The organism is Musicola keenii (assembly GCF_014855505.1).
GTDB classification, from domain to species: domain Bacteria; phylum Pseudomonadota; class Gammaproteobacteria; order Enterobacterales; family Enterobacteriaceae; genus Musicola; species Musicola paradisiaca.
This window is the reverse complement of record NZ_JAAWVW010000004.1, coordinates 1-20,663: the sequence shown is the minus strand read 5'-3', so window position 1 is coordinate 20,663 and position 20,663 is coordinate 1. Positions and strand designations below refer to the sequence as shown.

Annotated in this window: 19 protein-coding genes, 1 tRNA gene and 2 pseudogenes; 6 read left to right on the top strand and 16 right to left on the bottom strand. The window is 58.1% G+C overall.

Annotated elements, in window-relative coordinates; all coding sequences use genetic code 11:
- Positions 1-391 precede the first annotated feature (391 nt).
- The gene (gene copC / locus HEP82_RS05235) at positions 392-766 is read left to right on the top strand and encodes a copper homeostasis periplasmic binding protein CopC (protein ID WP_192457127.1); all 375 of its coding nucleotides are present in this window, start codon (positions 392-394) and stop codon (positions 764-766) included.
- A gap of 88 nt (positions 767-854) precedes the next feature.
- Complete coding sequence (locus tag HEP82_RS05230; RefSeq protein ID WP_192457126.1) at positions 855-1,787, top strand: LysR family transcriptional regulator; 933 nt, start codon at positions 855-857, stop codon at positions 1,785-1,787.
- Here HEP82_RS05230 and mdcH read toward each other — a convergent pair.
- The 8 genes from mdcH to mdcA form a co-directional block, all read right to left on the bottom strand.
- Complete coding sequence (gene mdcH / locus HEP82_RS05225; RefSeq protein WP_192457125.1) at positions 1,777-2,676, bottom strand: malonate decarboxylase subunit epsilon; 900 nt, start codon at positions 2,674-2,676, stop codon at positions 1,777-1,779. The genes HEP82_RS05230 and mdcH overlap by 11 nt on opposite strands.
- Positions 2,673-3,290, bottom strand: coding sequence for a malonate decarboxylase holo-ACP synthase (locus tag HEP82_RS05220; protein ID WP_192457124.1), 618 nt, complete (start codon positions 3,288-3,290; stop codon positions 2,673-2,675). Before HEP82_RS05220 ends, mdcH begins: the two co-directional genes overlap by 4 nt.
- A 2-nt stretch (positions 3,291-3,292) precedes the next feature.
- Complete coding sequence (locus HEP82_RS05215; protein WP_192457123.1) at positions 3,293-4,252, bottom strand: AEC family transporter; 960 nt, start codon at positions 4,250-4,252, stop codon at positions 3,293-3,295.
- A gap of 322 nt (positions 4,253-4,574) precedes the next feature.
- Positions 4,575-5,375 carry a biotin-independent malonate decarboxylase subunit gamma gene (mdcE, locus tag HEP82_RS05210; RefSeq protein WP_192457324.1) on the bottom strand — a complete coding sequence of 267 codons (801 nt, stop codon included), beginning with the start codon at positions 5,373-5,375 and terminating at the stop codon, positions 4,575-4,577.
- Positions 5,375-6,208 (bottom strand): biotin-independent malonate decarboxylase subunit beta, encoded by an 834-nt coding sequence (locus HEP82_RS05205; RefSeq protein ID WP_192457122.1) that lies wholly within the window; start codon positions 6,206-6,208, stop codon positions 5,375-5,377. The genes mdcE and HEP82_RS05205 overlap by 1 nt, the downstream gene beginning before the upstream one ends.
- Entirely contained in the window at positions 6,201-6,500 is a 300-nt protein-coding gene (gene mdcC / locus HEP82_RS05200; RefSeq protein ID WP_192457121.1) for a malonate decarboxylase acyl carrier protein, read from the bottom strand. Before mdcC ends, HEP82_RS05205 begins: the two co-directional genes overlap by 8 nt.
- Positions 6,501-6,517: 17 nt before the next feature.
- A complete protein-coding gene (locus HEP82_RS05195; RefSeq protein ID WP_192457120.1) occupies positions 6,518-7,372 on the bottom strand; it encodes a triphosphoribosyl-dephospho-CoA synthase in 855 nt (284 codons plus the stop codon).
- A complete protein-coding gene (mdcA, locus tag HEP82_RS05190; protein ID WP_192457119.1) occupies positions 7,372-9,027 on the bottom strand; it encodes a malonate decarboxylase subunit alpha in 1,656 nt (551 codons plus the stop codon). The genes HEP82_RS05195 and mdcA overlap by 1 nt, the downstream gene beginning before the upstream one ends.
- Before the next feature lie 239 nt (positions 9,028-9,266).
- Here mdcA and HEP82_RS05185 point away from each other — a divergent pair.
- Positions 9,267-9,383: pseudogene (locus HEP82_RS05185) on the top strand (type II toxin-antitoxin system CcdA family antitoxin); the annotation flags it as partial.
- 160 nt (positions 9,384-9,543) lie between these two features.
- On the opposite strand, the gene HEP82_RS05180 reads toward HEP82_RS05185, so the two are convergent.
- The 3 genes from HEP82_RS05180 to HEP82_RS05170 form a co-directional block, all read right to left on the bottom strand.
- On the bottom strand, positions 9,544-9,702 hold the full coding sequence (locus tag HEP82_RS05180) for an HAD family hydrolase (RefSeq protein ID WP_225622361.1): 159 nt from the start codon (positions 9,700-9,702) through the stop codon (positions 9,544-9,546).
- Positions 9,703-9,825: 123 nt separating this feature from the next.
- A complete protein-coding gene (locus HEP82_RS05175; protein WP_192457118.1) occupies positions 9,826-10,443 on the bottom strand; it encodes a LysE family translocator in 618 nt (205 codons plus the stop codon).
- Positions 10,440-10,730 (bottom strand): vWA domain-containing protein, encoded by a 291-nt coding sequence (locus HEP82_RS05170; RefSeq protein WP_269150412.1) that lies wholly within the window; start codon positions 10,728-10,730, stop codon positions 10,440-10,442. The genes HEP82_RS05175 and HEP82_RS05170 overlap by 4 nt, the downstream gene beginning before the upstream one ends.
- Before the next feature lie 122 nt (positions 10,731-10,852).
- Here HEP82_RS05170 and HEP82_RS05165 point away from each other — a divergent pair, with 122 nt between their 5' ends.
- Together HEP82_RS05165 and HEP82_RS05160 are read left to right on the top strand one after the other, a co-directional pair.
- Complete coding sequence (locus tag HEP82_RS05165; RefSeq protein ID WP_192457322.1) at positions 10,853-11,758, top strand: LysR substrate-binding domain-containing protein; 906 nt, start codon at positions 10,853-10,855, stop codon at positions 11,756-11,758.
- 117 nt (positions 11,759-11,875) lie between these two features.
- Positions 11,876-12,026, top strand: a pseudogene (locus tag HEP82_RS05160) (IS3 family transposase); the annotation flags it as partial.
- Positions 12,027-12,276: 250 nt separating this feature from the next.
- Here HEP82_RS05160 and HEP82_RS05155 read toward each other — a convergent pair.
- The 4 genes from HEP82_RS05155 to cuyB form a co-directional block, all read right to left on the bottom strand.
- Positions 12,277-12,352, bottom strand: a tRNA-Asn gene (locus HEP82_RS05155).
- Positions 12,353-12,540: 188 nt separating this feature from the next.
- Positions 12,541-15,639, bottom strand: a complete 3,099-nt coding sequence (locus HEP82_RS05150) for a beta-galactosidase (RefSeq protein ID WP_192457117.1) — start codon at positions 15,637-15,639, stop codon at positions 12,541-12,543.
- 143 nt (positions 15,640-15,782) lie between these two features.
- Positions 15,783-16,856: a LacI family DNA-binding transcriptional regulator gene (locus HEP82_RS05145; RefSeq protein WP_192457116.1), complete on the bottom strand. Its 1,074-nt coding sequence runs from the start codon at positions 16,854-16,856 to the stop codon at positions 15,783-15,785.
- A 120-nt stretch (positions 16,857-16,976) separates the two neighbouring features.
- Complete coding sequence (gene cuyB, locus HEP82_RS05140; RefSeq protein WP_192457115.1) at positions 16,977-17,687, bottom strand: cysteate racemase; 711 nt, start codon at positions 17,685-17,687, stop codon at positions 16,977-16,979.
- Between the two features lie 205 nt (positions 17,688-17,892).
- On the opposite strand from cuyB, the gene hypT reads away from it, so the two are divergent.
- A complete protein-coding gene (gene hypT / locus HEP82_RS05135; RefSeq protein WP_192457114.1) occupies positions 17,893-18,786 on the top strand; it encodes a hypochlorite stress DNA-binding transcriptional regulator HypT in 894 nt (297 codons plus the stop codon).
- A 66-nt stretch (positions 18,787-18,852) separates the two neighbouring features.
- Here hypT and HEP82_RS05130 read toward each other — a convergent pair whose 3' ends face one another.
- A complete protein-coding gene (locus HEP82_RS05130; RefSeq protein WP_192457113.1) occupies positions 18,853-20,154 on the bottom strand; it encodes a dicarboxylate/amino acid:cation symporter in 1,302 nt (433 codons plus the stop codon).
- Positions 20,155-20,663 lie beyond the last annotated feature (509 nt).

Sequence of the window (20,663 nt, the reverse complement as noted above, 5' to 3'; positions counted from 1 at the left end):
AATTATCCGCCAACCTCGATGGCATATATTGTTATGTAAGGACAATATTTATCGAATTAGAGACAATGTGATCGCTGTCACTCTATCGGGAGACGGCATCACGAGAGGGCGGGATGTTGGGGATGACGTCAGAGACGGGAGCACCACAGGCCGATGAGTAAAGCGAGGCGCTGCACGCGGGGTATCAGGCGATGTTCTGCCTGATGCGCGATAGCAGCTGCGGCCATAACGGGCGTTCAGCCAGTATGGGGGACAGCGGAGGCTTTGTTTTACTAGGGGCGCAGCCCGGCTCAGGGTAAGGTTATCTCCGGCGGTCATGACCACGCCGTATTTTTTCGCTTCCGCCCGGTTTCCCGGCGGTTTTTTTATTATCAGTTGACTGGATTTGAACATGACAAACTCATGGAAACACCTGACGTTAGCGGCATCTTTAGCGGTGGCGCTGCTCCCGGTATCGCAGGCTTATGCTCATGCCCACCTGAAATCCGCCGAACCGGCCGACAAGAGCGAAGTAGCGGTTGCGCCGGGGCAATTGACGCTGACGTTTACCGAAGGCGTTGAAGCGGCCTTCAGCGGCGTTGAACTGAAGGATGCCGCCGGTAGCCCGGTAAAAACCGGCAAGGCAGTTGTCGATGCGGCGGATAAAACCCGGCTGGTGGCGCCGCTTGCCGCGCCGCTGAGCGCGGGAAAATACAGCGTCGACTGGCATGTGCTGTCTGTGGATGGGCATAAAAGCCAGGGTCAATACAGCTTCAGCGTGAAGTAAGGCGTGTTACTGCTGGGTGATGATGCGCGGCTGCTAGGCAGTCGCCATTGTTGCGGGTCGGCTCAGCGCATTTTAAGGATAACGCGCAATGAAAGATGAAATTAATCAGGATATTACTTTCCGCAAGCTGTCCGTTTTCATGATGTTTATGTCGAAAGGCAATATCGCCCGCACCGCGGAGGCGCTGGCGCTGAGCGGTGTCAGCGTACATCGCGCGTTACATACGCTGGAAGAGGGCGTCGGCTGCCCGCTGTTTATCCATAAAGGCCGCAACCTGGTGCCGCTGCCTGCGGCGTGGACGCTGCTGGAGTATTGCCAGGATGTGATTGGCCTGATGACGCGCGGCCTGGAAGAAACCCGCAAGGTCGCGGGCGTCGGGCAGGGGCGGTTGCGCATCGGCACGCTGTATTCGCTGACGCTGGAAACCGTGCCGCGCATCATTATGGGCATGAAGCTCAGACGCCCGTCGCTGGAGCTGGATTTGACGATGGGATCGAACCACATGTTGCTCAATATGCTGGAGGATGACGCGCTGGACGCAATTCTGATCTCCACCCGCGAAGGCGAGTTCAACGGGTCGACGTTTGATGTGATCCCGCTGTTTCATGACGATATCTTTCTGGCCGTGCCTGCCAGCGAACGGCTTGATACCCATCAGCTTGCCGATCTGCGCGATTATGCCGACCGTAAGTTTGTCTCGTTAGCCGAAGGGTTCGCCACCTATGACGGTTTTCAGGAGGCGTTTCATATCGCCGGATTTGAACCGAAGATCGTGACCCGGGTGAACGATATTTTCTCGATGATAAGCCTGGTACAGGCCGGGGTCGGGTTCGCGTTGATTCCGGGCCGCATGAAAAAGGTGTATGAGCAGGATGTACAGTTGTTGAAGCTGGCGGAGCCGTACCAGATGCGCCAGCTGATTTCGATCGTCTATGCCCATAACCGCGAGCGCGACCCGGATCTGCTGGCGCTGGCGGCGGAAGGGCGCATGTACACCCGCAGTCTCAACGTCAACGCCTGAACACCTGCGCCAGATGGCGCGCCACGTCGATGCCGCTGCGCTCCAGCGAAAGACACTCTCCTTGCCAGGCGGCCTGCCGCGTCAGGCAGGTCAGCACGCTGCCGGGCGGCATTTCAATCGCCAACCGGGCATCGCGCTGGTTCGCCGACACCATGGCGTCTTGCCATTGCACCGTTCGCGCCATATTGAATGCCAGATCGTCGGCAATCCGCGCAGGATCCCACAGTACGCGGCCGGTGGTGCCGCTCAGATAGGCGCAGCGTGGTCGAGTCAGCATCACGGCGGAAAACGCCTGCGCCAGTTCGGCGGCGGGTTTATCCAGCAGCGCGCAGTGGGACGGTACGCTGACGGCCAACCGCTGCGCTTTGCCGGCGCCTGCCGCCAGCGCTTTTTGGGCCACCTCCGACATCGCCTTATCGCTGCCGGCAATCACTATTTGCGTTTCTGCGTTCAGGTTGGCGAGATAAACGTCGCTGTCGGCGATCAGCGCCTCGATGCGATCACGGGTCAGCCCCATGATGGCCGTCAGGCCGTAGCCGTGCGGATACGCCTGTTCCATCAAATCGCCGCGCAGGGCGACCAGACGCAGCGCGTCGGTGAAATCCAGCGCCCCGGCGATCACGGCGGCCGGGTAGGCGCCGATGGATAAGCCGCTGACGATATCGGGATGGATGCCGTGCCGCTGTAACTCCCGCGCCCAGGCAACACCGGCGATTAACAGGCACAGCTGCACGGCGCGGGTGTGGCGCAGTGCTTGTGGCGAGTCGATCGTTTCCGCTTCTGCGCCGAGAACGGCGCGCGCGGCGTCAAGCACGTCTCCGTGCGGTAAGGTTTGCAACATACCGGGGTACTGCGTTCCCTGACCGGGAAACGTAAACAGAATTTTCATGGTTCCTCCCTGCTCCAGGGTGAAGCGCTCAGGCGCGGGCCGTGCGAGGTTTTCAGCAGCGCGCGGCCTTCACGCAGCCATTCATTGAGCGCAAATGCGCCGACGGGGGTTTCCACCTGCGTATCCACGCGGCACGGCAGCGTCGCTACGACGGATTGCCAGCGCAGTAGCGCCTCGCGTGCCGGTTCGAGCGGCGCGCGGATCAGCAAATCCAGATCGCTGTCGGCATGCAGTACCGGGATGTCGGTCGCCAACGCATAGGCGGTGCTGCCAAGGATGCCCCATGGCCACGGCCAGTCATACGCGGCAAGCGTGGCGGCCGCCCGCACCGGCGGCTGGGCGCGAAACGGCGAGCGCAGCAGCGCGGCGTCGACCAGCATCTCCGGCGTGATGAGGCGGGCGATCGCCTCGGCTTTCACCCAGCCGGCGGCGCGCTGCCCGCGTGTCATGCCGCGCACGCCGACCGGAATGCGGCCGGCGGCGTCTTGATCACGTCGCACCACCACCGGCAGGCTGGCGCGCCACTGGCTGGCGACCCACTCATCCTGAATGTCTTCCAGCATCTCGGCGGCGTGAAGCCAGAGCAGATCATGGGGGCGCGGCGTGAATAACATGATTAGAGTCCAGCGGTTAGGGTGATAAACAGCGGCAGCGACAGGATACACAGCACCGAGCTTAACAGCAGTACGGCTTCTGCATCCGGCGACTGTACGTTAAAGCGGTTGCCGAACACCACGCCGAAGAAACCGGCCGACAGCGCAATCATCAGAATCGCGGTGATCGCCACGGAACCGTGCAGACCAAACGCGATAATGATACCCCAGGCGATAAACGGTTGGATCAGCAGTTTGGCGATCGTGGCGCTGACCACCATGGTGTTGAGCTTCAGTTTACGGGCGGAGAGGATGACGCCGGTCAGGAACAGCGCCGCCGCGGTGGCCGATAACCCCAACGGTTTGATGGATGCCAGCAGCAGTTCCGGCATGTTGACGCCAATGGCGGAGAGCGCCACCCCTAACAGCGGGCCTAGCACAATCGGTTTTTTCACCGAACGCCACATCAGCACCGGCAGCATGGACAACGTTGAACCACGGTTTTCCCCGCTGGCGCGGGCTTTCTCGCGTTCCAGGATCAGCAGGCAGAACGGCGTCATCAGTACCGAGCCGCAGGCGATGGAGACGGCGACGGAGAGCGAGGTGGACGATCCATCGCCCAGCACGCTGCCGAGGATCGGCAGGCCGAGCGCGGCATAGTTGGGCAAGGCGACTGTCAGCGTCAGCACGGCGGCATCCTGAGGCGATTTTTTAAATACGCCGGTGGCCAGGAAATAGAGGGCGACGTAGGTGATCCACATTCCCAGCGTCAGCACCACAATCAGCGGCGACTGCGCGACGATACCCGACCACGGCGTCTGCACGGTGGCGCTGAACAGCGCGGCGGGGAGCGCGAAATCCATCACGAAAATATTGAGTAGGGAAACATTCTGGTTATCGACCATTTTGGCTTTGCCGGCCCAGAAGCCCAGCAGCATGATGACGAAAATGGGCGCGAGAGCATGAACAATCACATAAGTCATAAATCACCTGTAGATAAAAAGGAAAGAGCACTGGCGCGATGGTTATTATTTTCAAAAAGCAGCGCTTGACGCGGGTAATGGTTGTCAGCGACGTATCAATGTCAGCACCGTGACCGCGAAGGGAAGGCGTTCTTCCGTGAACCTCCCTGCGTTTCCCGTCTGACTCGACGCCGCCAATCGGCATTACGGCTAACGCGGGCGTATAACGACGCCCGGCAAAGGCTGCTTTCGGCAGGTTTTTTCATCCGGCGGTCAGCCTGTCCCGCTGTTGCGAACCGTCACCGGCGGCGTGAGACAAGCCCGCCGGTTTTGTTCTTCCGTGCTACCAACTGGCGCGCATACGTTCGCGCACCCGCGCGGAACTGTGGCGGTTGTCGGCGCCCAGGCGGGATTTCAAGCTGGGATCCTGACGCGCATCGCGGATAGCGGCGTTCAGCGAGTCGATAACCTGCGCCAGATCGCTGGCGGTCGGCGCGTCCGGGTCGCTGATGTCCAGCAGTGCGGAAAGCAGGCCCAGCGTGGCATAGTTACTGATGTCGTAGGCCATCGGTGGGAGAGTGGCGGCCAACTTTTCCAGTGCGTCGACGGTGCGCAGCGTGATGCGCGCCGCCGATTCTTTGCCCATGGCATGTACCAGTACGCCGCTATCGTTAAACGCGATCAGCCGGTTGGCCTGATAACCGTGCGCCAGAAATGCGCCGGACATCGCTTTACCGACAATCAGGCCAATCACCGGGTGGCCGGCGAGGCGCGCCTTGGCATAGGCGCCCGCGGCGCCCGCCAGCGCCTGATGGATGCCGAACGCCTCTTCGCGGCGGCCATACGCCTGGCTTGGCACATCGATCACGGCGACGATGGGGCGCTTAACGGTGCGGCCGGCATCGGCGTCGAGGGTCTCGTTGACCACTTTCGCCAGCGTCCAGCCTTCCAACAGGCCGACTTCGCCGTGTACCGCACGCGGATAGTGGTTGGCAGCATCGGGAACGACAGCGATAAACCGCACGCTCTCACCGTTGAGTTCACCGTCGGCGACCTGTACGGACGGGCACAGGCCGGGCATCAGCGGCGCGTTCGGCGCCAACGTGTTCAGCCATAACGCGCCGCGGCTGTTGAATTGACTCATCATTTTTCCTCCCCGGCAAAAAGCTGTTTAATTTGTGCGCTGTTGGCCTGCTGACGGGTGTCGAAGCGGGTCAGACGGGCCAGAAAATCAGCGTATTTATCGCTGCGATGCTGCGCCGGCACGCCTTGTGCAATGGCCGTATTCATTGCGGTTTTCACCGCGTTGACGCCGTCGCCGACCAGCGCGTCAACCAGCCCGCTGTGATAACGGATTTCGCCCCCGGTCATGCTCCAGATAAACGGACGATTGCGGGAGTCGTACTCCTCGATGCCCGCTTCCTGCTCGATGACCTGCGGGCCGTTCAACCCCAGGCGTGCTTCACGGGTGACGATCAAGTAGCTGCACAGTGCGGCGGCGATGGACATGCCGCCAAAGCAGCCGACGGTGCCGGCGACGATGCCGACGACCGGCGTGTAGCGGCGTAGATCGACAATCGCGGCGTGGATATCGGCAATCGCCGCCAGACCGAGATTGGCTTCCTGCAGGCGCACGCCGCCGGTTTCCAGGCACAGTACGGCCTGCGTCGGGATGCCGTTACGGTTGTCCTCTGCCGCCAGTTCCAGCGCGGCGGCCATTTTGGCGCCGGATACTTCGCCCATGCTGCCGCCCTGGAAGGTGCCTTCAATGGCGATCACCACTGCGGGCCGGCTGTTGATGGTGCCTTTGGCGACCACCATGCCGTCATCGGACTGCGGGACGATCCCCTGCGGCCCCAACCACGGCGACATGATGCCCTCAAACGGGTCGAGCAGTTCGCGGTAGCTGCCGTCGTCCAGCAGGGCGTGGGCGCGTTCACGGGCGCGTAATTCAATAAAACTGCTGTCGTTACGCATGGTTCACCTCTTCAAAGACCTGCTCGATACGAATGCGCGCCACGCCCGGCGTCGCGCCAAAGTCGTGAATCACCAGCTTTCCGGCGGGCAGGCCGTTGGTCAGGTTCAGGCGTTCGAATAGCGCGTTCCAGCGCGCGGTGCTGTTATCCACCGAGGTGGTGATTTCAACGATGAGGCTGTGCCCGCTATCTGCGGTGTACAGCACTTCCATATCACCGGAACCCACCACACCTGCCAGGGCGTGACCGCGCAAGGCGCGATGGGCCGGGAATGACAATCTAATCTGTTCCATAACATCCTCTTGATGAGTTAGCGGGGCGCGAGCCGGCAGACCCGGTCGACGAACAACGTAGCGGCCAGCAAGTCGGCCGCACCGCCCGGCGAAGCATTGAGCGCCAGCAGCTGTTGATCGAGCCTGGCCAGCGCCTGGCGGCCTTGTGCATGGGCACAACCGCCTGCCAGCAAGACAGCGCGGGCACCGTGTTGCATCGCCTCGAGCCCGGCCATCCCGGCGCGTGACAGCACACAGGTATCGCTGAGCGAGGTCATGATCGCCATCAGCGCGTCGAGCCGGGCGTCGCACTCGGCGGCGCCCTGTCTGCGGCTGTGGTTAAGCTGCGGTAGGGCCAGCGTCATCAGGTGCGGGAAGCCTTGCTGCGCCTCTTCACGAGCGCCGGGGACGCGCCAGCGGCGGCTGGCTTTGCGGCCGTTGCTGAAAATCGTCGGCGCGGCGCGGTCTGGCAGACGGGCCAGGACCGCAGCCGTTTGCGCCGCCTGATGCGGACAGGCATCGCCGCCCTGCATCGCGACTGCGCTGACTAACAACCCGAGTGCCCAGATCGCGCCACGGTGGGTGTTCACGCCGTCGGTTGCCCGCATCATGTCCTGTTCGCCTTCGCGCCCGAGTCGGCCGATGATTTCGCGTAGCGCGATATCGGCAGGGCGTTGCCAGCTTTGCTGCGCCAGTCGTAAAAACGTCGGGGTCAGGCTGTGCGCCGAGCGCTCCATCAGCGCCAGATTGAGATCCTGATGGGCGCCGCTCCCCCGGCTGTCTACCAGACCCGGCTTCGGGCTTAGGCGCGCTTCGTCGATCAGGCACTGTGTGGCGGCCTCGGCAAGCCGGATCGCCTGCGCCTCGGCACGTGTCGGTGACAGTTGTTTCATTACCAGCTCCGAAATTTCGCCGGCGGGTTGTAAAGGCCGCCAGACCATTCCACCAGGTCGGCGACGCTGCCGGCGGCCAGTAGCGAGCGGGTTGCGTCGCTGCGGCGGATGCCCATGTCTTCCGGGTACGCTACTTTGCCGCTTTGGCGCAATGCGGCGACACGTTGAGCATCCACGCCGAGGCCGATGTCGGTGATGCCGGCAACGGCGGCGACCATGGCGCGGCGCTCTTCCAGACTGTTTGCGCGGTAAAGGTAGGCGATGCCTTCTTCGGTCAGCACATGGGTGACGTCGTCGCCGTAAATCATCACTGGCGCCAGCGGCATCCCAGCGGTTTTAGCGACGTCGACGGCGTCAAGTTTTTCAACGAAAGTCGGTTTCACGCCGGCCTGGAAGGTTTCCACCATCTGCACCACCAGCTTTTTGCCGCGCTGCATCGGGTCGGGTTCATTGATCATATTGAGCCAGGCCGGGGTGGCGTGTCGGCGGCCGTGCGGGTCATGCCCCATGTTCGGCGCGCCGCCGAAACCGGACAGGCGGCCGCGGGTGACGGTGGAGGAGTTGGCCTGCCCGTCGATTTGTAACGTAGAGCCGATAAACATATCGACCGCGTACTGACCGGCCAGCTGACAGAATGCGCGGTTAGAACGCATGGAGCCGTCGGCGCCGGTAAAGAACACGTCGGGACGGGCGCGGATATACTCTTCCATCCCCAGTTCGCCGCCGAAGCAGTGCACGCTGTCGACCCAGCCGCTTTCAATCGCCGGGATCAGCGTCGGGTGCGGGTTGAGCGTCCAGTGCCGGCAGATTTTACCTTTCAGGCCGAGCTGTTCGCCGTAGGTGGGTAACAGCAGTTCGATCGCCGCAGTGTTGAAGCCGATGCCATGGTTGAGCGACTGCACCTGATGCTCGGCGTAGATACCTTTAATCGCCATCATCGCCATCAGAATATGTTCCTGTTTGATCAGGCGTGGATCGCGGGTAAACAGCGGTTCGATGAAGAACGGCTTATCGGCGACCACCACGTAGTCGATCCACGAGCCGGGAATATCGACGCGCGGCAGATCGCACTCGTCATCCACCAGTTCGTTAACCTGAGCGATCACGATGCCGTCGCGGAACGCGGCGGCTTCCACCAGCGCCGGGGTGTCTTCGGTACTCGGCCCGGTATAGAGGTTGCCTTTGCGATCGGCTTTATAGCCGGCAACCAGCGCCACGTTCGGCACCAGATCGACATACAGGCGGGAGTAGAGTTCTATGTAGGTATGAATCGCGCCGATTTCCAGCAGGCCGTCTTCCAGTAGCTGCGAGATACGCAGGCTTTGCGGGCCGGAGAAGGAGAAATCCAGCTTGCGGGCGATGCCTTTTTCAAACAGATCCAGGTGCTCGCTACGCCCGACGCTAGGCATGATCATGTGTAGGTCGTGCACTTTGGCCGGATCGACTTCCGCCAGCATGCGGGAGAGGAAATCGGCCTGTTTCTGGTTGTTGCCTTCCAGCACCACGCGGTCGCCCGGCGCTAACAGTTTTTCTAGCATTTCAACAAGTTGGTCGGTCGGGAGCACTTTGCCTTGCACCGGAACAGACGCCAGTCGGCGCTGCTTTTCCGTGCGGCGGGTGTTCCACGCCCGTGCCGGAGTTTGACCAGCATTCATTATTAACCTCCTGATTCAGCAAATAATTTGATGAGCTTTGCTTGCAGTTCAGTCTGCGCTCCGATACGTTGCGCATCAATTAAGCTAGGGCGCTGATTATTAGTCTAAGGGTAATAATTGCCGTCTTGATTCTGTGACCGGGATCGCCGCGAAACGATGAATCCTGGTCACTGCAGGATGTGCGGCGGCGTAAAACTACCCGCGATTACCGCAGCGGATGGTTGGGCGTTTCGACTATTGAAAAACGTCATCCACGGCGGGCAGCGTGGCAGGAAGAGAACAGGGAAGCCATCGACGCATTAAATCATTTTCCTGATGAACAGGATTGTTTTAGCGATGAATACCGGACGTTTTAACCATGCGATTCACCGTATACGCTAATACGGGAGATGCGTCGTTTACCCGCTGTTGCTCGGTGTCATGCGCGATATTATTGGGCTGCTACATCATCGGATAGCGATCCCGTTGATCCCGGTTGAAAAGTACCCGGCAGGCTGTCGACCAACCCATATTGCCTCACCCAGACCGTGATATGTGCTTGTCCGATGACGGCTCGACGGCACCGATGGCCTCGATGATTTCATGCAGGTGCTCCACCACCATCAGGCCCTGGGCGGCCGTCATTGTCGCTTGCGACGGGCGAACCAGAAAGCCGTTGTGCGCCAGGCGCAACATGGCAAGATCGTTGAAGGCGTCACCCGCAGCCAGAACGTGGCAACCCTGCTCCAGTAAGCGGGCGATGGAATCAGAACACCGTCGAGATCAATACAGGCAATTTTCATCAGATTCTCTTCCCTCTCAGGCACTGACATTGGTAAAAGCCAGGGATGTACCGAGCACGATCAGGGCAACGCCGATGAACTTGTCGACAGTCAGCTGGTGTTCGAGCAAACGACGGCGCATGGCTGGGGCTGCGAAGAACAGCGCAACGATGCTGAACCAGATCCAGTGAGCTACCGACATGAACAGGCCGTAGGCGACGTTATGGCTCATTGGATTGTCCGCGTGGACAACCTGGGTATAGGTCGCGACAACGAAAAGCATGGTTTTGGGATTGAGTGCGTTGGTTAGAAAGCCCATGCGGAAAGCCGCCAAGGTAGATGGCGAAGCGCCAGAGGCCTCTCCCAGTTTGAGCATGGTTTTGTTGGTCAGCGATTTGTACCCGAGGTAGATCAGGTAAGAGGCACCCAGCACCTTCATTGCCAGGAACAGCAGGGGCGAGTTGACGATGACGACGGCGATACCCAGTACCGTATACATCACATGGATCTGTACGCCGCAGGCGATACCAAACGCAGAAATCAGGCCGGTGCGTGCTCCGAAGGCATAACTGTTTCGGGTGAGCATCGCGAAATCGGGGCCGGGACTGATAACGGCCAGAATTGTGATAGTGGCGACTGCAATCAATTCGTTCATTGTTTTAACACTCCATTGGAATGCTGTGGCGTTGTAGACCACCGATACGTCCCGCCACCTTTCATGAACGGGGCGTGTTCCCGTCGGTTCCAGCGCCTCTGGAATTCAGTCCTATCGTCCAGCACGTCCTCATCCTCAGCGGAGAGCAGCGACTGGGACATTTCGGATGGCAATATGATGTAATCTTTTTTAGCGATGATTTCGCACAGATTGTTGATGCGATCATGATTTGCCGCCGGTTTCAATTTTGGTTCAACAATGTCTGTTTCAGACGATAATCTCTCCATTTATTACTCCAATATTTATTTTTTCGTTGGCTTTTGTGTGGTTTCGATTGAATTATTGAGTGCTTGTACTGGAGAAAAAAGCGATTTATCTTGAAGGAAATCTGTCAGATTTCGTCGTGTATATGAAACTTCCATCGTTGGCCTCATTCCGCTTTTTTGAAGCGGCAGCTCAAACCGGCAGCTTTGTGAAAGCGGCTGAACAACTGCATGTGACACATGGCGCCGTCAGTCGGCAAGTACGGCTTTTGGAAGAGGCTCTGGGTGTTGAGTTGTTCGAGCGGCGTAACAGGGCGATTTTCCTGAATGCGGCCGGGCGCTTATTACATGCGACGACCACCTCGGTGTTTGAGCAACTTGAAGGTGCCGTGTATCGATTGCAGCAGTCGGCGCGGGAAGAGGTGATTGTGCTGTCCTGTGAGCCGACCATCGCCATGAAATGGCTGATTCCCCGGCTTCCCGCGTTTCATCGTGCAAACCCCGATATTAACCTGCATTTGGTGGCTGCCGGCGGCCCGATCGATTTCGCCAGATCCGGGGTCGATATGGCGCTACGTCGCGACGACTTCCATTGGGATCAGGATGTTCATGCCGAGAAAATCTGTGACGAGTGGATGGGGCCGGTAACTCGTGCAAAGGAGGAACCCAAAGTGCGCCTTGACGGTGTGCGATTGCTGCACTCCGGAACCCGGCCGAAAGCATGGTCGGCTTGGCAACGCTTGTCGGGTGTTTCAACGAAAGGCAGCATCCGCGTGGACTACGAACATTTCTACTTGTGTGTTCAGGCGGCGGCATCTGGCTTGGGGATGGCTATGGTTTCGTTTCTGATGGTGCAGGACGAACTGGAAAGTGGGCAGTTACATGCTCCTTACGGTTTTATTCGCGATGGTTCCAGCTACTGCCTGCTGTCGCCAAAGGCCTTGAGTCAGAACGAAAAGTGCGCACGGTTCAAAAAATGGCTTATGGCGGAGGCCGCGTCAAGCCTCTCGGTGAATTGGCCCCTATATGTCCAGACACCTGTTATCACTTAACCCATGACAGGGACGATGCCGCAGAGACTCCCGTAGCGGGCCGTGCTGTTCGGCGGATTATCGGCTGATGGTTGAAGACCCTAAAATCTCAAAAAGTGAATGTGTTGGGTTGCCGGGCTGCTTACAAGTTATCAGCAGCCCACTCACCGGTATAAACGCGGTGGCCATGAACACATCGCTATTCCAAATCACCCCAAGCGGCATTCGCAGTGACAGCGCCTAATCCGGTGTGTGTGGCGGCGTGACATGTATCTGGACAGGTAAAAAACAACAGGTACAAACCGTGAGAATCGGAAACTTTGTAGGGTTTTGCGGAGGGTTTTACGTTGCGGATTTTCGCGTCGTTAAGCGATATTTAGGGGGCACTGCATTATCGAACCGGAAAGACCCCAAATCTGACCACCAAATTCTCCCGATGCGGAGGGAAAAGCGGGCATACATCGCAAAGGGTTTCGATGCTATCGCGTTGGATATAAAAGCAAAAAGCAGATGCCTTTCGACATCTGCTTTTCTGAATTTGGCTCCTCTGACTGGACTCGAACCAGTGACATACGGATTAACAGTCCGCCGTTCTACCGACTGAACTACAGAGGAATCGGTGAAGTGGGGCGCATGATAACGGTGGGGATGTTGTATGTCAAAGGCAGAACACCTCTTTTCGGCGCGTTTGGCGAGGGATTGCTCAATAGGGTGGTTTTTCTTGGTAAACGCCTGAGTTTTTTCATAGGAGGCCGACGCGCCGGGTGACAGACCGGCAGAGTAGGCCGCCGGTCTGTCAGGGTTTAACCGAGTGAGATCCGCAACTGGTAGTGGTAGCGCGGGCGGGTCAGCAGAAAGTCGGGGGCAACGCTCGGGCTCCAGGAATCATCGCCGCCGACCCCCATATGGAAGCCGTCCAGATTGAGCCAGACGCCGGTTTCCGGTTGTAGCAGATGGTGGTGGCTGCAGTTCATCAACTGCTGTTGGCTATACCGGCCGATGCCGAAGTGGAAATCACCGTCGATAGTCCAGTCACCGTAGTTCAACTCTTCCGTATCGCAGCGCAGGCCGTTTTCGGATGGGAAAATATAAGGCGTATGCATGGCCTCCAGCGGCAACTGCCAGCGGCCGTGACGCGCGCAGAGGCGTCTGTCCGGATAATTTTCATGCGGCCCCAGTCCGCGCCAGCTGACCTGTGGAAACACCTCTGCCAACTGGCAACTCAGCCCGACGCGGGCCAACGGCGGCAGGTGCGGCGAAACCTCGACATCCACGCTCACGCTCAACCGCCCCTGACTATCGATGCGCCACTGCTTGCGGCTGACAAACAGCGTCTGTTGCTGATAGCGGCCCGCATGTGTGGTACTGAGTATCACGCTGTCGCCTAATGCGTCGGCCCGCATCTCGAGGCAGTCGGTTTCGTACTGGTACAATCCCGCCAGTTTCCAACGCTCCACCCAGGCATTTGGGTCGATTCGATCCACCTCGCTGATACCGATATCGTTGTCCAGCGGGGCGCGGGTGAGGTTATCCCGCAGCGGGCTAAGCAGGCGTTGCCGATGGTCTTGCTGCCAATGCGTGAGTAATCCGCTATGACGATGGAACGTCCAACGCTGGTCGCCGTGCGTGATCTCAAAGGCCTCCTCGGTGGAGGATAATCGCGGTGCGGCGCCTGTTGACGGCATAAGAGCCGGCGTCGGCATGGGGGCCGGCAGCGCCCATTGATCCCAGGCGCAGCAATGGCCGGCGGGCGACCATGCCGTTGCCGTGGGTTGGATGACGTCCAGATTCAGCCACAGGGCGGCGGGGTGGCGAACCGTCGGTAATGTGTCGAGTAGCGTGATGATCTGCCTGCCTTCCGGCGGCAGCGACAGTTCAACGCGGCCTTCGGCAAGCGTCAGATTGTCTTGCATGATGCGCCATTGCAGGGTTTCGTTATCGCTGGCGCGAAACAGGTATTCGCTGGTGACGGCGATGGTCAGCGGCTCGGCGGAAAGATACTCGAACTGGAAGAATTGCTGCGCGCGTTGGGCCTCGTACAGCGCTGGATGCGGGGTGCGATCCGGAAATACCAGCCCGTTGAGGCAGAACTGGCGATCGTTGGGCGTGTCGCCGAAATCGCCGCCGTAGGCCCAGTGCGGCGGATGGCGATCGTAGCGGGTCAGCGCCTGATCTACCCAATCCCAGACGAACCCGCCCTGCAGCCGGGGATACTGGCGGAATGCCTGCCAGTAGCGGGCGAATCCACCGAAGCTGTTGCCCATCGCATGGGCGTATTCGCAGAGGATCAGCGGGCGCGATTCGTCCGGCAGGCCGATCCACTTTTTGATGGCCCATTTCGGCACGGCGGGGAACGGCTGATCCTGATCGACCCGGGCGTACATTGGGCAGAGAATATCGGTGGCGGGGGTATCGGCGCCGCCGCCTTCGTACTGCACCGGGCGGGTAGGGTCTTGCTGTTTGACCCACTGATAGAGCGCACTGTGCGCACGTCCATAACCGGATTCGTTGCCCAACGACCAAATGATGATGCACGGATGGTTGCGATCGCGCTGAACCATACGAGTGACGCGCTCCGCCATCGGAGGCAGCCAGCGCGGGTCGTCAGACAATCGGTTCATCGGCTGCATACCGTGGGTTTCGATATTGGCTTCATCCACCACATACAGACCGTAGCGGTCGCACAGGCGGTACCACAACGGATGGTTGGGATAGTGCGAACAGCGTACTGCATTAAAATTATGCTGCTTCATCAATAAGATATCTTGCAGCATGGTTGCTTCATCCATCACCTGACCGTGCTCGGGGTGGTGTTCATGGCGGTTGACGCCGCGGATCAGCAACGGTTTACCGTTGAGTTTCAACAGCCCGTTGCTGATGCTCACTTCGCGAAACCCGACATCGTAAGCTTCTGCTTCCACCAGCATGCCGTCGGCATATTCCAGCGCCACCACCACACGATAGAGGTGCGGCGTTTCGGCGCTCCACAAGGCAGGGTTGGCGATGTCTAGTTGCAGGTCGACGCGATCGTGATAGTTGCCCCGCTCATCGATAGGGGCGCTGCCGAAGGGCGCGATCGCTTCCGCCTCAAGCTCACCATGACGCCAGAGCTGTACATGCAGACGCCAGTTGGCCGCCGTTTCCGGCAACAGGCTGGCGCTGGCCTGAACGCATAGCGTGCCGTGCGTATAATCCCGGCTGAGCGGGGTGGTGAGCTGAATGTCGCGCAGTTGCGTCGTCGGTTTATGCAACAGCCACACATCGCGGAAGATGCCGCTCATGCGCCACATATCCTGATCTTCCAGATAGGTGCCGTCCGACCAGCGCAGCACCATGACCGCCAACCGGTTATCTCCTTCCTGCAAAGCGTTGCTGAGGTCGAATTCGGCGGGAAGCCGGCTGTCCTGCGAGTAGCCGATCCAGCAGCCGTTACACCACAAATGAAAAGCCGAATTCACACCGTCAAAAATGATGCGTGTTTGCCCATGTTGTCGCCAGCTATCATCAACTTTGAATGTGAGCGAATAACATCCGGTGGGATTTTCTGCCGGTACAAAGGGTGGGTTGACCGGGATGGGGTATTTCACGTTGGTGTAAATGGGGGCGTCGTAGCCGGATAGCTGCCAGTTGGACGGTACGATGGTGCGATCCGCCTGCGGTAAATCCTGTGTCAGCCAACTTTCCGGCACCGCCTCCGGACGGGGGAAATAGCTGAATACCCATTCGCCATTCAGCGGCTGGCGTCGACGGGAAGGTTTATCGTCCCGGGCGTGCTGCAGATTGCGCCAACTGGAAAATGGCGGATGGGCATCCAACCGATTAACCTGGCTGCAGGTCGGGTTTTCCCAGTCCCGTCTGGCGAGAATATGTGCCAGCGTGGGCTGTGTGGCGGTGATGGACATGGCGCGTTTTCCTTGATTGTTCCGTGAGGGTGTTGGCTACAGATGGTTTGTTATTCGCTCACATTTTATAGCATAAAAAAGGATGGAAATGCGTAAGACAAGGGATGAACGGAAGGTGTCGAAGATCACAAAACCGTCGATACTTATCCTTGCAACCGCCGTGCGAGCGCGATCAGTTGATGAGCGATGGCCTGAGTGTCTGGGGTCTTTGATGCATAGTGCGCCGTGGTCTGTCGTTCCACCAGCACGGTTTCCAGCAACAGAGAGGCAGCCGGCTCCTGCGCCAGCAGACGGGCGACCAGATGTAACACAGCTTCGTGGCCTAATTGACGGAAATCCTGCCGAATGGTGGTCAGCGGCGGCTGGTAATACGCGCTGTCCTGGGTATCGTCAAATCCGATAACCGAGATCTGATCCGGTACGCTTAATCCATATTCGTGCAGCGCCCGCAGCACGCCGAGCGCCATTTGATCGTTGGCAACCACGATGGCGCTCGGTTGGGGCGATGCCGTCAAGAGTTGTGGCGTGCAACGATAACCGGACTGTGCGCTCCAGTCGCCTTCGGCAACGGCGCAGGGGGTGAGTTGATGCTCGCGTAAGCCTTGCAGCCAGCCTTCGTAACGTAAGCGGGCGGAAACGGCGCTGAGCGGGCCGGTCAGCAGCGCGATCCGGCGATGCTCCCGCGTGACCAGATGCTCAATCGCCAACCTCGCCCCTTGGATCGGGTCGAACATAACGCGGGGCCAGGGGGTATCGGGTTGAGTATCCAGAAACAGCACCGGCGTTGTCGCACAAAGCGAGTTGAGCGGTTCGGCCATTGCCGGCTCCTGCGGGACGTTGACGATAATCCCGTCGACCCGCTGCGCCAACAGCTCGCTAACGGCGCGCCGGGCGTCATACCCGTCGGCGGCACTGAGCATGGCGACCACCACATTGAAGCTCTGTTCGCTGGCGGTGGTTTTGATGGCGGCTGCGATTTGAGACGGCGCATGCAGCGACAGATCGATAGTTGCCAGCCCGATGGTGGTGGGGCGCCGACGCGCCAACTGTTGGGCGACGCGGTTGGGAATATAGTTGAGCGCCGCCATGGCCTGCTCGACCTTCTCTTTGGTGGCGGGAGAAACCTGGGGCGAGCGGTTCAGCACACGGGATACGGTCTGGTACGAAACCCCGGCATAGGCGGCCACTTCGTTCAAGGTTACGGGTTTCGTTTTCATGACGGGGTTCCTGGGTATCGGGCAGGGCGTCATGATAGCAGATGTCCGGTCGGCAAGGGATTGTCGACCGGTATCCCGCATGAGTGGTCATGGGGCGCGGGGCGCGTGGGCATTCCGGTATCAGGCTGCGGCAGAGTGTGAGTGCGTGTAGTACCAGGCGACGGTCTTGCGTACCAGCGCTTCGGTGGCATCGAGATAAGCGGCCGGAGCGGCGAGTATCTCCGGCGCCAGAATCAGCGGTAGTTCGGTGCAGCCAAGAATGATCTTTTCCACCCCTTGTCGTTGCAGTTCCGCCTGTATCGGTAACAGCAACTGACGGGCGAGGGTGAAGTTTCCGGCCTTGTAAGCATAAATGCTGTCCATCACCACATCCTGTTCCGTCTGGGAGGGAAGTGTGCAGCGCACCTGCTGGCGGCTTAGCGCGTGTTGGTAAATATCGGCGCGTACCGTAGCGGTAGTGGCAAGCAGGCCGACGTGCCGCAGCGACTGCTCGTCGATCCACTGACAGGTCGCGTCGATGATGCTGATCATTTCGGTTCGGGTATGGCGTTTCAGGTCGTCGAACCAATAGTGGGCGGTATTGCAGGGCATGATGATGCAGGACGCACCGGCGTTTTCCAGAATCCGCAGGTACTGGATCATTTTGCTAAGCGGGGATGTGCCCTGTTGCAGAATACAGCGGGTACGATCGGGAATATCCGGAATGGATACAGCGATCATCGGGATGTGTTCCTGATCGGTGTGCGCCGGTGTGTTGTTGATCAGTTTCTGCATGGCGTCGACAGTGGCGCCGGGGCCCATGCCGCCCAAAATACCAATAACAGGGTTCATCTCATCATCTCCCGTGCCGGTAAGAAAATCAGTGCCGGTACGAAAATCAGTGCCGGTGTGGAAATCAGTACAAGTGCGAAAATCATCGCACAGCACCTCGAAATGTGAATTGCGAAATTCCCATTCGCTATCCCTGTTTTGCATAAGCACTATTACGCTATGCTTTTTATGATATCTACAGGCGAAACTGGCGTGGTGAACGACAATGCTAAATAACATTGAAACCAAATGGCTTTATGACTTTATCTCCCTTGAGGAGTGCCGCAGCTTTACGCTGGCGGCGGAGCAACGCAACATCTCGCAGTCGTCATTCAGCCGTCGTATTCGGGCGCTGGAGGAGGCGGTAGGATTCGAAATTTTTGATCGCTCAGCATCACCGCTGCAATTGACGGAGCCGGGGCGTGTTTTCCATGCGCATATTCGCAATACGCTCGACGATCTGGAGTATCAAATTAATAAACTGCACGGCGGTGCCCACTCGCGGCATCGCATTACTATCGCTGCCGCGCATTCGCTGTCGGTGTTCGTCATGCCTGAGCTGCTGAAGTCCCTGCCGAATCCGCAGGAAAGTATCGTCTACGTTGAGTCCATCGACGTGGATGACGCGGTTCTCAATCTGAAAGAGGGGCGCAGCGATTTCATTTTTTCGTTTCAGAACGAAGAACTGATGTCGGAACCTTTTCTGCATACCCGGATGATGGCGTCGCGGCTTTATCCGGTCTGCGCCTGCGATACCGCCGGCAAACCGCTGTTTGATGCGCGCGCACCTTCGCTGCCGTTGCTGAACTACACCGATACCAGCTACATGGGGCGGCAGGTGAACCGCTACCTCGCTGCCGTCGGGCGCGAGCGTTTCACGGTGACGTTCGTCTCTTCCATGAGCGATCTGCTCAAGCGGATGGTGAAGCAGGGCTTCGGCGTCGCCTGGCTACCGGATTACTCCATCAGGGAAGAGCTTAAACATCGGGAACTGGCGATTTTGAATCTGGAAAACGCAGTCATGGCGATGCAGGTTTATCTATATCGACTGGATGCACGCCTGAATACGGCTTCGGAGTCGTTCTGGCGAACGATGAAGGCGTTGCATCCCGCAGTGTGAGAGCGTTCCCTTAAAAAAACAGCGGCCGGATGGCCGCTGTTTGCGAAGATGACGTTCAGAAACGCATCAGGCGTCTTGTGTTGCGTTGGCCTGTTGTAAGACCACCGTTTCCTCAACGTCCTCTTCGTCTTCATCGTCGGTTACGCCTTTTTCCAGGCTGGCGACCACGGCGGTGGAGATGCTGTTACCGATGACGTTGGTCGCGGTACGGCCCATATCCAGGAACTGGTCGATACCCAGAATCAGCAGAATACCGGCTTCCGGCAGGCTGAACATCGGCAGTGTGGCGGCAACCACCACCACGGAGGCACGAGCCACGCCTGCCATGCCTTTGCTGGTGATCATCAGCGTCAGCAGGATCAGGATCTGTTGGGTCAGGCTCAGGTCGATGTTGTACGCCTGGGCGATGAACAGAATGGCGAAAGACTGGTACATCATCGAGCCGTCAAGGTTGAATGAGTAACCCAGCGGCAGCACGAAGCTGGTGATTTTCTTCGGTACGCCAAAACGGCTCAGCGCTTCCATGGTTTTCGGATAGGCGGATTCGCTGCTGGCGGTGGCGAAGGCCAGCATGGTGGGTTCGCGGATCAGGCGAGCCAGTACCGCGATGGATTTGCCCAGGAAGGCGTATCCGACCAAAAACAGTATTGACCACAGCAGCGCCAGACCAATGTAGAACTCGCCGATCAGTTTGCCGAAATCGTAAATCAGGCCCAGGCCTTGCGTGGTGATGGCGGAAGCGATGGCGGCAAAGACCGCGATCGGCGCCAGCGCCATCACGTAGTCGGTGACGCGGAACATCACTTTGGCCAGTTCTTCAATGGTGGAGAGAATGAAGTTGGCCTGTTTGTGATGGTGTTTGACGTAAGCCAGCGCAGAACCGAAGAACAGCGAGAACACCAGAATTTGCAGAATTTCGTTATTGGCCATCGCTTCCACGATGCTTTTCGGGAAGATATGGCTGATGAAATTCTTCAGTGTGAAGCCATCGGTATTAAGACCGGTGGTGACGTGGTTGGCAGTAGCCACCAGGTTCATGCCTACGCCGGGCTTGAAGAAGTTGGCCAGGCACATACCGATCAGCAGCGACAGGAAGGACGCGGTAATGAACCAGGTCATGGCTTTCAGGCCAACGCGGCCTACGGCAGAAGAGTTGCCCATGCTGGCCAGACCGGATACCAGCGTAGCGAATACCAGCGGTGCGATAATCATTTTGATTAACCGCAGGAAAATATCGGTAATCATATTGAAATAGGAAGCGACTTCTTTGGCGCGCCCGCCGTCGAGATATTGATGGCAAGCCCAGCCAACAAGAATCCCCAGTATGATAGCCAATGCTATCTGTATGACTAACTTCTGCCTTTGCATATTAACCTCATGTTGATGACCGTGTTCAGACAACACACAGTGTTATTGCAGCGCATCCGATGAACGCGCATTTATCAATGCACGCAATCGTTACACTGGCCTGTTATGGAGGGGTGCTGTGTCTGCGGCGCAGATATTACAACGAAATCGAGTTTTTACTGCTTTTTTTTCTGCGTAATAAAAGTTACGTCACATGTTTGATGCAAAAAATGCATTATCAATAACATTCATGCTTAAATCGCATACAGTATTTAACGTTGTCAATGGGGTGTCATGCTTTTATTTTATTATTTTCAATATGTTGAGAGTTATTTTATTCTCTGTTTAACGTCAGATTTTCTGTAATGATTTTTTCTTATGATTTATTGAGAGTTAGCAATAAATTAAATAATCGCCGGATAATTTATTATCCAGTGCGCCTAAGTTTATTTTTTATTAATTCAGTTAGTAATTAATAAATATTGATGACGCATTCTGTTTTTATACTGGTAACTTTATTTACATAACTG

Excerpts from the sequence above, each read along its gene's own strand:
- copC (WP_192457127.1), top strand. The coding sequence starts at position 392 with ATGACAAACTCATGGAAACACCTGACGTTAGCGGCATCTTTAGCGGTG.
- HEP82_RS05230 (WP_192457126.1), top strand. The coding sequence starts at position 855 with ATGAAAGATGAAATTAATCAGGATATTACTTTCCGCAAGCTGTCCGTT.
- mdcH (WP_192457125.1), bottom strand. The coding sequence starts at position 2,676 with ATGAAAATTCTGTTTACGTTTCCCGGTCAGGGAACGCAGTACCCCGGT.
- HEP82_RS05220 (WP_192457124.1), bottom strand. The coding sequence starts at position 3,290 with ATGTTATTCACGCCGCGCCCCCATGATCTGCTCTGGCTTCACGCCGCC.
- HEP82_RS05215 (WP_192457123.1), bottom strand. The coding sequence starts at position 4,252 with ATGACTTATGTGATTGTTCATGCTCTCGCGCCCATTTTCGTCATCATG.
- mdcE (WP_192457324.1), bottom strand. The coding sequence starts at position 5,375 with ATGAGTCAATTCAACAGCCGCGGCGCGTTATGGCTGAACACGTTGGCG.
- HEP82_RS05205 (WP_192457122.1), bottom strand. The coding sequence starts at position 6,208 with ATGCGTAACGACAGCAGTTTTATTGAATTACGCGCCCGTGAACGCGCC.
- mdcC (WP_192457121.1), bottom strand. The coding sequence starts at position 6,500 with ATGGAACAGATTAGATTGTCATTCCCGGCCCATCGCGCCTTGCGCGGT.
- HEP82_RS05195 (WP_192457120.1), bottom strand. The coding sequence starts at position 7,372 with ATGAAACAACTGTCACCGACACGTGCCGAGGCGCAGGCGATCCGGCTT.
- mdcA (WP_192457119.1), bottom strand. The coding sequence starts at position 9,027 with ATGAATGCTGGTCAAACTCCGGCACGGGCGTGGAACACCCGCCGCACG.
- HEP82_RS05180 (WP_225622361.1), bottom strand. The coding sequence starts at position 9,702 with ATGTTGCGCCTGGCGCACAACGGCTTTCTGGTTCGCCCGTCGCAAGCG.
- HEP82_RS05175 (WP_192457118.1), bottom strand. The coding sequence starts at position 10,443 with ATGAACGAATTGATTGCAGTCGCCACTATCACAATTCTGGCCGTTATC.
- HEP82_RS05170 (WP_269150412.1), bottom strand. The coding sequence starts at position 10,730 with ATGGAGAGATTATCGTCTGAAACAGACATTGTTGAACCAAAATTGAAA.
- HEP82_RS05165 (WP_192457322.1), top strand. The coding sequence starts at position 10,853 with ATGAAACTTCCATCGTTGGCCTCATTCCGCTTTTTTGAAGCGGCAGCT.
- HEP82_RS05150 (WP_192457117.1), bottom strand. The coding sequence starts at position 15,639 with ATGTCCATCACCGCCACACAGCCCACGCTGGCACATATTCTCGCCAGA.
- HEP82_RS05145 (WP_192457116.1), bottom strand. The coding sequence starts at position 16,856 with ATGAAAACGAAACCCGTAACCTTGAACGAAGTGGCCGCCTATGCCGGG.
- cuyB (WP_192457115.1), bottom strand. The coding sequence starts at position 17,687 with ATGAACCCTGTTATTGGTATTTTGGGCGGCATGGGCCCCGGCGCCACT.
- hypT (WP_192457114.1), top strand. The coding sequence starts at position 17,893 with ATGCTAAATAACATTGAAACCAAATGGCTTTATGACTTTATCTCCCTT.
- HEP82_RS05130 (WP_192457113.1), bottom strand. The coding sequence starts at position 20,154 with ATGCAAAGGCAGAAGTTAGTCATACAGATAGCATTGGCTATCATACTG.